The sequence below is a fragment of the Marichromatium sp. AB32 genome, assembly GCF_003718675.1.
In the GTDB taxonomy this organism is placed as follows: domain Bacteria; phylum Pseudomonadota; class Gammaproteobacteria; order Chromatiales; family Chromatiaceae; genus Marichromatium; species Marichromatium gracile.
In genome coordinates this window covers 18,334-27,295 of sequence record NZ_RHFJ01000044.1, presented here as the reverse complement: position 1 = coordinate 27,295, position 8,962 = coordinate 18,334, and the positions used below count along the sequence as shown (strand labels likewise).

The 8,962-nt window shown below is 70.6% G+C and carries 9 protein-coding genes; 7 read left to right on the top strand and 2 right to left on the bottom strand.

Annotation, left to right across the window (positions count from 1 at the left end; genetic code table 11):
* The 7 genes from EBL85_RS12755 to phoU all read left to right on the top strand — a co-directional run.
* A partial coding sequence (locus EBL85_RS12755; RefSeq protein WP_123143104.1) for an RnfABCDGE type electron transport complex subunit C occupies window positions 1-808 on the top strand: 808 nt, incomplete at its 5' end.
* A gap of 4 nt (window positions 809-812) precedes the next feature.
* Window positions 813-1,901 carry an RnfABCDGE type electron transport complex subunit D gene (locus EBL85_RS12750; RefSeq protein ID WP_123143103.1) on the top strand — a complete coding sequence of 363 codons (1,089 nt, stop codon included), beginning with the start codon at window positions 813-815 and terminating at the stop codon, window positions 1,899-1,901.
* Window positions 1,898-2,545 (top strand): electron transport complex subunit RsxG, encoded by a 648-nt coding sequence (rsxG, locus tag EBL85_RS12745; RefSeq protein ID WP_123138996.1) that lies wholly within the window; start codon window positions 1,898-1,900, stop codon window positions 2,543-2,545. The genes EBL85_RS12750 and rsxG overlap by 4 nt, the downstream gene beginning before the upstream one ends.
* A 5-nt stretch (window positions 2,546-2,550) precedes the next feature.
* On the top strand, window positions 2,551-3,237 hold the full coding sequence (locus tag EBL85_RS12740) for an electron transport complex subunit E (protein WP_123138997.1): 687 nt from the start codon (window positions 2,551-2,553) through the stop codon (window positions 3,235-3,237).
* A gap of 13 nt (window positions 3,238-3,250) precedes the next feature.
* A complete protein-coding gene (locus EBL85_RS12735; protein WP_123143102.1) occupies window positions 3,251-3,532 on the top strand; it encodes an RnfH family protein in 282 nt (93 codons plus the stop codon).
* Between the two features lie 114 nt (window positions 3,533-3,646).
* Complete coding sequence (locus tag EBL85_RS12730; RefSeq protein ID WP_123143101.1) at window positions 3,647-5,482, top strand: mechanosensitive ion channel family protein; 1,836 nt, start codon at window positions 3,647-3,649, stop codon at window positions 5,480-5,482.
* A gap of 111 nt (window positions 5,483-5,593) precedes the next feature.
* On the top strand, window positions 5,594-6,259 hold the full coding sequence (phoU, locus tag EBL85_RS12725) for a phosphate signaling complex protein PhoU (RefSeq protein ID WP_123143100.1): 666 nt from the start codon (window positions 5,594-5,596) through the stop codon (window positions 6,257-6,259).
* Between the two features lie 18 nt (window positions 6,260-6,277).
* Here phoU and EBL85_RS12720 read toward each other — a convergent pair whose 3' ends face one another.
* Both EBL85_RS12720 and argS read right to left on the bottom strand, forming a co-directional pair.
* Complete coding sequence (locus tag EBL85_RS12720) at window positions 6,278-6,868, bottom strand: SPOR domain-containing protein (RefSeq protein WP_123139001.1); 591 nt, start codon at window positions 6,866-6,868, stop codon at window positions 6,278-6,280.
* 1 nt (window position 6,869) lies between these two features.
* The gene (gene argS, locus EBL85_RS12715) at window positions 6,870-8,636 is read right to left on the bottom strand and encodes an arginine--tRNA ligase (RefSeq protein WP_123143099.1); all 1,767 of its coding nucleotides are present in this window, start codon (window positions 8,634-8,636) and stop codon (window positions 6,870-6,872) included.
* Window positions 8,637-8,962: the final 326 nt, after the last annotated feature.

The window sequence follows — 8,962 nt, the reverse complement described above, 5'->3', positions numbered from 1 at the left end:
CGGGTTCGACGCGATCACCCCGATCCGGGTGCCGACCCGCTACCCGATGGGCTCCGAGCGCCATCTGGTGCAGGCGCTCATCGGTCGCGAGACCCCGGCGCGGGCACTCACCGCCCAGCTCGGCGTGGTGGTGCACAACCCGGCCACCGCCTTCGCGGTACACCAGGCGCTGCGTCTGGGCCAGCCGCTGATCGCGCGGGTCATCACCCTCAGCGGCGCGGCGATCGCGCGCCCGGCCAACCTGTGGGTGCCGCTCGGCACCCCGGTGGAAACGCTGATCGCGCACTGCGGCGGACTCACCGAGGAGGACGCCCGGCTGGTGAGCGGCGGGCCGATGATGGGCCAACCGCTACCCAGCCCCCAGGTGCCGACCACCAAGGGCTGCAACGCCATCCTCGCCCTCGGCGCCGCCGAGCGCGCGCCCGGTCGGACCATGCCCTGTACCCGCTGCGGACGCTGCGTCGAGGTCTGCCCCTGCGGTCTGGTGCCGCTGGAGCTGGGCGCGCACATCCGCGCCGGCGACCTCGAGGGCGCCGCCGAGCGCGGGCTCCACGACTGTCTCGGCTGCGGCTCCTGCGCCTACACCTGCCCCTCGCAACAGCCGCTGGCGCAGTACATCGCCCACGCCAAGGGCGAGCTGGCCGCGCGCGAGCGCGCCAGGCGCAAGCAGGCCGAGACCAAGGCACTGGCCGAGCGACGCACCGCGCGACTCGAGGCGATCAAGCGCGCCAAGCGCGAGGCGATGGCCAAGCGCAAGCGCGAGGCCGCGCGCAAGCAGGCCGAGCAGCAGACCGAGACGGAGCACTGAGACCATGCACATCGCACCCCCGGCGATCGCCGGCCCCTTCGTCCACGGCGGCGCGAGCATCGCCCGCGACATGCGTCTGGTGATGCTCGCGCTGCTGCCGGCCACCCTGTTCGGGCTGTGGCAGTTCGGCTGGCCGGCGCTGCTGCTGTTCGCCGTCACCCTCGCCACCGTGGTGGTCACCGAGGCACTCTGTCTGTGGATCGCCGGGCGCCCGCTGCGCCCCTTCCTCGGCGACGGCTCGGCGCTGCTCACCGGTTGGCTGCTCGCGCTCAGCCTGCCACCCTGGGCACCCTGGTGGATCGGGGTGATCGGCGGGGTGATCGCGATCCTGATCGCCAAGCAGGTGTTCGGCGGCATCGGTCAGAACCCCTTCAATCCGGCGATGGTGGCGCGGGTGGCGCTGCTGATCGCCTTCCCGGTGGAGATGACCAGCTTCATCACCCCCGCACCGCTCGGCAGCGACGCCGCCCCGGGGCTGGGCGAGGCGCTGGCCATCTTCCAGGGTGGCGCGCCGATCGACGCCTATAGTGGCGCCACCACGCTCGGCGTGGTGCGCACCGCACTCGATCAGGGCGAGGCGCTGGGCGGCATCCTCGGCGCGAGCTTCGCGCCGCTCAGCGCCGCGCTCGGCATCCACGGCGGCAGCCTCGGCGAGACCTCGGCGCTGTTGCTGCTGCTCGGCGGCCTCGGGCTGATCCTCACCCGGGTGATCGGCTGGCAGATCCCGGCGGCGATGCTCGGCACCCTCGCCCTGCTCGCCACGGTGATGCACCTCCACGACCCGACCCACTACCCCGACGCCACCTATCACCTGCTCGGCGGCGCCACCATGCTCGGTGCCTTCTTCATCGCCACCGACCCCACCACCTCGCCGGTGAGCGCGCGCGGGCGACTGATCTTCGGCGCCGGCTGCGGGCTGCTGGTCTATGTCATCCGCACCTGGGCGGGCTATCCCGAGGGGGTCGCCTTCGCGGTGCTGCTGATGAACGCCTGCACCCCGGTGATCGACCACTACGTCCGACCCCGCATCCACGGCCGTGACCGCCGCGGCCGTCCACTGGTCGGCGCCGAGAGCCCGGAGGCACGTCGATGAACACCCTCGCCGAACCCAGTTACCGCGCGCGCGTCGGCTATCAGGCCGGACTGCTCGGCGGTTTCGCCCTGCTCGCCGCGGCGTTGCTGGTGATGGGTGATATCGCCACCCGCGACACCATCGCCCTGCGCGAGGCCGAGGATCTCAAGGCGACCCTGACCCAGGTGATCCCGGCCGAGCTGCACGACAACGACCTGCTCGAGGCCACCGTCCCCCTGGTCGACGACGCCGGGCGCACGGTCACCGTCTATCGCGCGCTGCGCGACGGCACGGTCAGCGCGCTGGCCTTCCCGGTGGTGGGCAAGGGCTATGCCGGCGAGATCCGGTTGATGCTCGGCGTCGATCCCGAGGGACGCATCCTCGGGGTGCGGGTGATCGCCCACAGCGAGACCCCCGGTCTGGGCGACAAGATCGAGCTGGCCAAGGACGACTGGATCCTCGACTTCGACGGTCGCGCGCTCGGCGACCCGCCAGCGGCGCGCTGGGCGGTGGCCAAGGACGGCGGCGACTTCGACCAGTTCAGCGGCGCGACCATCACCCCGCGCGCGGTGGTGCGCGCGGTGCGCGCCGGGCTCGAGCGCTTCGCCGCCGAGCGCAGCCGGCTCATCGTCGCGCCCGACCGGCTCGACACCGCAGAGGAGTGACCCCGATGTCGCAACCGCAACCCACCGACTGGCGGCGTATCGCCGCCGACGGGATCTGGAACAACAACGTGGTGCTCGGACAGGCGCTCGCGCTCTGTCCGCTGCTGGCGGTCACCGCCACCGCCACCAACGGGCTCGGGCTGGGGCTGGCCAGTACCCTGGTGATGACCCTCTCCGGGGTGCTGGTGGCGCTGGTGCGCTCGCTGGTGACCCCGGAGGTCCGCATCCCGGTGTTCATCCTGGTGATCGCGGTGCTGGTCACCCTGGTCGACCTGGCGATGAACGCCTGGCTGCACGACCTGCACAAGGTGCTCGGGCTGTTCATCCCGCTGATCGTCACCAACTGCGCCATCCTCGGGCGCGCCGAGTCCTTCGCCTCGCGCAACCCGGTGCTGCCCTCGGCCTTCGACGGGCTGATGATGGGCATCGGTTTCACCCTGGTGCTGGTCGCGCTCGGCGCGGTGCGCGAGATCATCGGCAGCGCCACCCTGTTCGCCGACGCCTCGTTGTTGCTCGGCGAATCGATGGCCTTCCTCGAACTGACCCTGATCCCCGACTACCCCGGCTTCCTGCTCGCGATCCTGCCCCCCGGCGGCTTCCTCGCCCTCGGCTTCATGCTCGCGGGCAAGCGGTTGATCGATACCCGACGTGCCCGCATCCGCGCCCGTGGCGCAACCGCGGCACCGGTCTGAGCGAGAGCGAACGATGGCAGAGAAAAACAGCATGCGAATCGGCGTCGCCTATGCCAGCAAGGAGCAACGCGCCTGGCTGATGATCGAGGTGCCGGAGGAGACCACGGTGGGCGAGGCGATCGCGCGATCGGGGATGCTCGAACGCTTCCCCGAGATCGACCTGGAGATCAATCGGGTCGGGATCTTCGGCCGCTTCGTCACCCTCGAGCGGACACTCGCACCCGAGGAGCGGGTGGAGATCTATCGTCCGATCGACGCCGACCCCGAGACCATCGAACGACGCGACCGGGACTGAGCCGCGACCCTCATTGCATTTGCAAAGGGGACGGTGGCGGGCTATACCCCAAGCCGAGGCGGGCAAGGGTCCGTCAGCTACGGGAGCGCGGGAATGGACATCAGGAGATGGCGGATGGACGCACGACCGGGGATCACGGGGCGAGCACCATCCACACGCTGGCGCGGCACGCTCGGCCTCATCGCCCTGCTCGGTCTCGTCTGGCTGCCGGTCGCACCCGTCCTGGCCAACCCGCCGGCGGCAATCGCCTCCGCCGCCAACCCGCTGCGACCTCCCGATACCTCGAGCCCCAGGGCGACGCTGCAGAGCCTGCTGACCAACCTCGAGCGCGTCCACGCCATCGCCCTCGATCCGGCACGGCCACGACACGACACCCTGGTGCCGCTGCAACGGGCGGCGCGTACCCTCAACCTCAGCGAGATCCCCGAGCGCCTTGCCGCCAACATCGGCATCGAGCGCGCGCTGCTGCTCAAGGAGATCATCGACCGGGTCGGACTGCCGGCGCTCGCCGAGGTCCCGGACGCGCGCTCGGTCGAGCGGCACGACCTCACCCGCTGGCGCATCCCCAACACCGAGATCATTATCGCCCGGGTCGAGAGCGGGCCGCGCGCGGGCGAGTTCCTGTTCACCCCGGGGACGCTCGACCGTCTCGAGGACGACTATGACCGGGTGGCCGCGCTGCCCTACCTGCCCGAGGCCACCCCTGGACTCTACGACGCCTACATCTCCACCCCGGGGCGCGGACTCAGCCTCGACTGGGGGCGGACGCTGCCGGACTGGCTGACCCGGCAATGGCTCGGTCAGACCCTGTGGCAGTGGCTCGCCACCGGCGTCGCGCTTGGTCTCGGCGCGCTGCTCGCCAGCGCGCTGCTGCGCGCCGGTCGGCGCGCCGACCAGCGGCGCACGGACACCTCCAGGCGGGGTGGCACCATCCTCGCGCTCGGCGCGGTGGCGCTCCTGCTGCAGGGGCTCGAATACCTGATCGACGTCCAGATCAACCTCACCGGCGCGGTGGTGATCACCGTCAAACAGGGCTTCGTGCTGGTGCTCTACACCGTGCTCGCCTGGCTGGTGGCGTTGCTGCTCAACCAGAGCGCCGAGGCGATCATCCGCTCGCGCCGGCTGCGCCCGCGCGGCATCGACAGCCAACTGCTGCGGCTCGGCTTCCGCCTGCTGAGCATCATCGCCATCGCCGCACTGGTGATCGACGGCGCCCAACGCATCGGCCTGCCCGCCTATTCGGTGATCACCGGGCTCGGGGTCGGCGGCCTGGCGGTGGCGCTCGCCGCGCGCGAGACCCTCGCCAACCTGTTCGGCTCGCTGGCGATCATGTTCGACCGCCCCTTCCGCATCGGCGACTGGATCAAGATGGGGAACTACGAGGGCACGGTCGAGGACATCGGCTTTCGCAGCACCCGCATCCGCACCTTCTACGACTCGGTGCTGGCGGTGCCCAACGCCTACACCATGAATGCCACCATCGACAACATGGGCAAGCGCGACCACCGCCGCGTCTACACCACCATCGATCTGCGCTACGACACCCCGCCGGAGCGTGTCGAGGCCTTTCTCGAGGGTATCAAGGGGGTCATCCGCGCCAACCCGGCGACCCGCAAGGACGGTTTCCACGTGGTGGTGAGCGACCTCGGCGCACACGGCATCACGGTCATGCTCTATTTCTTCCTCACCGTGCCCGACTGGGCGACCGAGCTGGTCGAGCGCCAGCGCGTGTTGCTGGAGGTGGTGCGTCTGGCCGAGCAGCTCGGCGTCGCGTTCGCCTTCCCCACCCAGACGCTGGAGATCGACGCCACGCCCGAGCGGCCGCGCGCGCCGGCGACCCCACTGCCCGCCGAGCAGCTCGTCGAGATCGCCCGCGACTTCGGTCCCGGCGGACGGCAGGGCCGCCCGCGCGGGCTCGGGCTCCACACGCCCCCGCACGAGGAGACCTGACCCGCGGCGACCGCCGCCGCAAATTCGCAACATCCCTGTGCGAAGATGGAACGTTGGCATGTCGGCGCCGGTGGCGTCGACACGACTTCCCCAAGCATGAGGATCGATTCGATGACCGACAGCCTGACCCTGGTGCAGAAACAGCGCGCCCACCTGCAAGATGCCGTCGATGGGCTGGGACGGCTCGCGCTCACGGCACTGCGCCACTCGGTCGACTGTCTCGAGCAGCACGATCCGGCGCGCGCCGCGCAAATCATCGCCGACGACGCCGAGATCAACCAGCAGCGCCGCCTGCTCGAACAGGAATGCCTGGTGACCCTGGCCGCCTACAAGCCCGCCGGCGTCGATCTGCGCGCCGTCGGTGCGTGCATGGAGCTGGCCGGTGAACTCGAGCGCATCGGCGACTATGCTGCCGACGTCGCCCGTCTCCTCGTCAAGCGCGGCGCGACGCCCTTCCCCGCCGAGCCGGTGGCGGCGATCGGCGAGCTGGCGGGCACCGCAATCGCGATGCTCGAGGCCACCCTCGAGGTGTTCGCCGCCAACGGCGACGAGGCGCGCGCGCGCGCGTCGGTGGCCGCCGAGGAGCAGGTCGACCGCGACGAGCACGCCTTCATCGAGCAGGTGTTGGAGCGGATGCGCGAGGACCCCGAGTTCGCCGTCACCGGGACCCAGTTGCTGTGGATCGCCCACAACTACGAGCGGGTCGCCGACCGCGCGACCAATGTCGCCGAGCGCGCGATCTATGTCGCCTCGGGCAAGACCCCCGACCTGGATTGAGTGTGCGCGCGCCGGCGACTAGCGCGCCGGCAGCGTCAGCCCATCCTTGCCGGCGCGCTGCAGCTGGGCGCGCACCCGCTCGGCATCGGCCTTGTTGGCGTAGGGACCGAGACGCACCCGGTGATAGACCGCGCCGCTGTCGAGGGTGACGCGCTCGATCCGGCTGGAGAGGCCGAGCAGAGCGAGTTCGGCGCGCAGCGTCTCGGCATCGGCATTGCGCTTGAACGAGCCGGCCTGGACGACATAGCCGCCAGTGGCGGCGGGGCGCTCGAGGCTGGCCGATGGCGGCGGGGTCTGCGGCTGGGGCGGCGGCTCTGGCTGGGGACGAGGGGCCGGCGGCGGGGGTGGCGGGGCATCGGTCTCGATCTCGACCTCGGCGTCGCGCAACAGCGTGGGGAACTGGAAGTCGGGCTGCACCGGCACCGGACGCGAGGCCGGCGCCGCGCGCTCGCCGGTCTCCGCGCCCACCTCGGGCTCGGGCATCCAGTACAGGCTGGCGCCGAAGGCACCGAGCAGGGCCCCGAACAGGAACCACCAGACGCAGGAGCGCGACTGCTGGCGCTTCGGGCTGGGGCGGGTCGCGCCACTGCGTCGGTAGTCCCTGGTCATCTCACATGTTCTCCGGCGCGCTCACCCCGAGCAGCCCCAGACCGTTGCGCAGCACCTGACGCACGGCGAGGATCAGCTTGATCCGGGCATCGCGCAGCGCAGCGTCATCGACCAGGAACTGGTGGGCGTTGTAATAGGTGTGCAGCTCGTTGGCGAGATCGCGCAGATAGTGGGTGAGCTGATGCGGTTCGGCCTTGAGCGCGGCGCCCTCGACCACCTCCGGATAGCGCGCGATGGAGCGCAGCAGCGCCTGCTCCTGGGGCTCGACCAGGCGATCGAGATGGCTGGTGCCGGCGCTCGGCTCGATGACGATGCCGCGCTCGGCGGCCTGGCGCAGCACGCTGCAGATGCGGGCGTGGGCGTACTGGACGTAGTAGACCGGGTTGTCCGAGGACTCGGACTTGGCCAGGTCGAGATCGAAGTCGAGATGCTGCTCGCAGCGACGCATGACGTAGAAAAAGCGCGCCGCGTCGCGCCCGACCTCCTCGCGCAGCTGACGCAGGGTGACGAACTCGCCCGAGCGCGTCGACATCTGCGCCTTCTCGCCGCCGCGATAGAGGATGGCGAACTGCACCAGCAGCACCTCGAGACGGCTGGCATCGTCGCCGAGCGCCTCGAGCGCGGCCTTCACCCGCGGCACATAGCCGTGGTGGTCGGCGCCCCAGATGTCGATCACCCGCTCGAAGCCGCGCTCGAGCTTGTCCATGTGATAGGCGATGTCGGAGGCGAAGTAGGTGGTCTGGCCGTTGTCGCGCACCACCACCCGGTCCTTCTCGTCGCCGAAGTCGGTGGAGCGGAACCAGAGCGCGCCGTTCTGCTCGTAGACGTGCCCGGACGCGCGCAGCCGCTCGATGGCCTTGTTGACCGCACCGCTCTCGGTGAGCGTGCGCTCGGAGTACCACTCCTGATAGTCGACGCCGAAGCCGGCGAGATCGTCGCGGATGTCGTCGAGGATGGTGTTGAGCCCGAGCTCGAAGACGAAGCGATAGCGGTTGTCGCCGAGCAGACGCTTGGCCGCCGCGATCAGGTCGTCGATGTGCGCCTCCTTGTCACCGCCGCCGGCACCGTCGTCATCCGCCGCCACCCCGGCGAAGACCGCATCGGCGGCCACCCGGTAGGCGTCGCCGTGCTCGCGGTGCAGGGTCGCGGCGATGTCCCAGACGTAATCGCCCTTGTAGCCGTTGCTCGGGAAGGTCAGCTCCTCGCCGCAGAGCTCGAGATAGCGCAGCCACACCGATGTGCCGAGGATGTCCATCTGGCGACCGGCGTCGTTGACGTAGTACTCGCGGTGGACGTCGAAGCCGACCGCGGCGAGCAGATCGGCGACCACGCTGCCGTAGGCCGCGCCACGACCGTGACCGACGTGCAGCGGTCCGGTGGGATTGGCCGAGACGAACTCGACCTGCACCCGACGTCCGGCGCCGACCTGGCTGCGCCCGTAGTCGGGCCCGGCGGTCATGATCTGCGGCACCAGGGCGTGGTAGGCGGCCTCGGTGAGGAAGAAGTTGATGAAGCCGGGACCGGCGATCTCGACCCGCGCCACGGCGGCGGAGGCGGGCAGCGCCTCGACCAGTCGCTGCGCCAGGTCGCGCGGCTTGGTGCGCGCCTGCTTGGCCAGCACCATGGCGATATTGGTGGCGAAGTCGCCGTGGGCCGGATCCCTGGTGCGATCGAGCTGGGGCTCGGGCAGCGCCTCGAGCGCGAGGGTGCCGTCTGCGACGAGACGCCCGAGGGCGTCGCGGATGAGTTCGATGATGTCTTGCTTCATGCAGGCCTACGACCAGGCCGCGCCGCGCCGACGCAGGATCCGCACGACCCCTGGGACGGGGCCGGGACCGGCAATCGGCGGCGCAAGCCGCAATGGAGATGGAAAGTGCTCGGGCGCCGGATCGATCGGGCGGCAGCCCTGATCCCGTCTAAGCATACCCGAATCCGTCGCCACGAGGGAGACGCGACGCCGGGCGGCAGCGGCGCGAGCGGGGAATCCGCGCCTGCCCCCAAGGTACGGCGGACATGCCGGTCGAGCGGCGCTCGACGGTCATCTCCGGCGCAGCGACCTACACGCTTCGGTTTATAATGCTTCGCTCCATCGAC